A 1,841-nucleotide genomic window follows, 5' to 3' on the forward strand; every position below is an offset into this window, starting at 1 on the left:
GTTTGGGTAGCGTCCCGGGTGACGTCCGTTTGATCCTTAGTGTACTTTGGTCCGTTTGGATCATTAGGATTGATTGGCGTATTTGGATCCTTTGGATCTTCTGGCGTGACCGTCGTCGTACCGTGCTTCAAGACAACAAGGTAGGTCTTGCCGTTGTTGGAATCGCTAAATTCTGAACCGGCTTTACCAGTAAAACCATCTGATACTAAGACGTAGCCCTTGTCTTCCAGTGACTTGATCGTGTCAGCAGTCGTGTAGGTGATCTGGTCGCCATACTTGCCTGACAAGCCCTTAGTTTCAAGAACGGCATTGTTACTGTCTTGGTCAACGTAAACAACCTTGAATGAACTCTTATCCTCAGTTGGCGTAGTTGGGTTCTTGGTGTAAGGAACATTAGTGTCCTTGCCCGGGTTTTCTGGCGTTACCGTTGGCGTTTCCGGCGTGTAGCCTGGAATATCTGGCACTGGTTCGTCTGGTACTACCTTGGTTGGGTCGGTTGGATCCGTTGGATAAGTTGGCGTTGGTGCATCTGGAATCTTGTTACCATTAGGATCAACTGGAATAATCTTGCCGTTAGCAGCATACGTTACCGTATCCTCAACATTAGGATTTTCAGGCGTTGCCGTCAAGCCACCCGCTACCTTCTTGTCGGCGTGGTAGCCATCAACAACTGGTGTAGTTTCAGTACCAAAGGTCTTAGAGCCTGTCCAAGGAGTAGTTGAAATCGTCTTACCCGTTACCTTGTCAATCGTAACCGTCCGCGTAAAGGCATTCTTTTGCGTTTGGACCTTGTCGCTAGGCGTCTTATCGCCAGCCCCCGTGTAGTGAACGGTTTGCTTTGCATCACGCGTGACATCAGTTTGATCTTCAGTGTACTTTGGACCATTAGGATCGTTAGGATTGATTGGCGTATTTGGATCCTTTGGATCTTCTGGCGTGACTGTCGTCGTACCGTGCTTTAGGTAAACATTGAAGGTTTGTAAGGTCTTGTCATCATTATCATAAACATCCTTAGTCGGATATTCAGACTTATCAAGGACATAGCCTTTATCAAGATAACTTTGCAGTTTGGCATCATAGCCACTATAAATAATGGTTTCGCCAATCTTGCCAGTCAAGCCACCAGACGTACCAATTTGAGTTGGTACTTTTTCGCCTTGAGCATTGACATAGTCTTCATCAATAAAGTTTACGATTGCCGCCGGACTTGCATAGTAAACTACCGGCGTATCTTTGCCTGGATCACTTGGCGTTACTGTTGGTACTTCTGGCGTGCGGCCCGGAATATCTGGCACTGGTTCGTCTGGCGTTACCTTGGTTGGGTCGGTTGGATCAGTTGGGTAAGTTGGCGTTGGCGCATCTGGAATCTTGTTGCCGTCAGGGTCAACCGGAATGATCTTACCGTTTTCAGCATAGGTTACTGTGTCCTCAACATTAGGATTTTCAGGCGTGGCCGTCAAACCACCCGCTACCTTCTTGTCAGCGTGGTAGCCATCAACAACTGGTGTAGTTTCAGTGCCAAAAGTCTTAGAACCAGTCCAAGGCGTCGTTGAAACAGTCTTGCCAGTTATCTTGTCAATCGTAACAGTTCTAGTAAAGGCATCCTTTTGGGTTTGGACCTTGTCACTAGGCGTCTTATCACCAGCACCCGTGTAGTGAACGGTTTGGCTAGCATCCTTAGTTACGTCCGTTTGATCTTCAGTGTATTTTGGACCATCTGGGTTATCTGGGTTAATCGGCGTATTTGGATCCTTCGGATTGTCCGGCGTTACGGTCGTTGTACCGTGCTTCAAGACAACAAGGTAGATCTTGCCGTTGTTGGCATCGTCAAATTCTGAGCC

At 47.6% G+C, this 1,841-nt stretch carries 1 protein-coding gene; it reads right to left on the reverse strand.

Annotated features, from left to right (window positions below; translation table 11 throughout):
• The coding region (locus tag H5993_RS09075; RefSeq protein ID WP_428980937.1) for a mucin-binding protein at positions 1-1,841 on the reverse strand (1,841 nt) is incomplete at both ends.

This window comes from Limosilactobacillus alvi, from assembly GCF_016900115.1.
GTDB classification, from domain to species: Bacteria; Bacillota; Bacilli; order Lactobacillales; family Lactobacillaceae; genus Limosilactobacillus; species Limosilactobacillus alvi.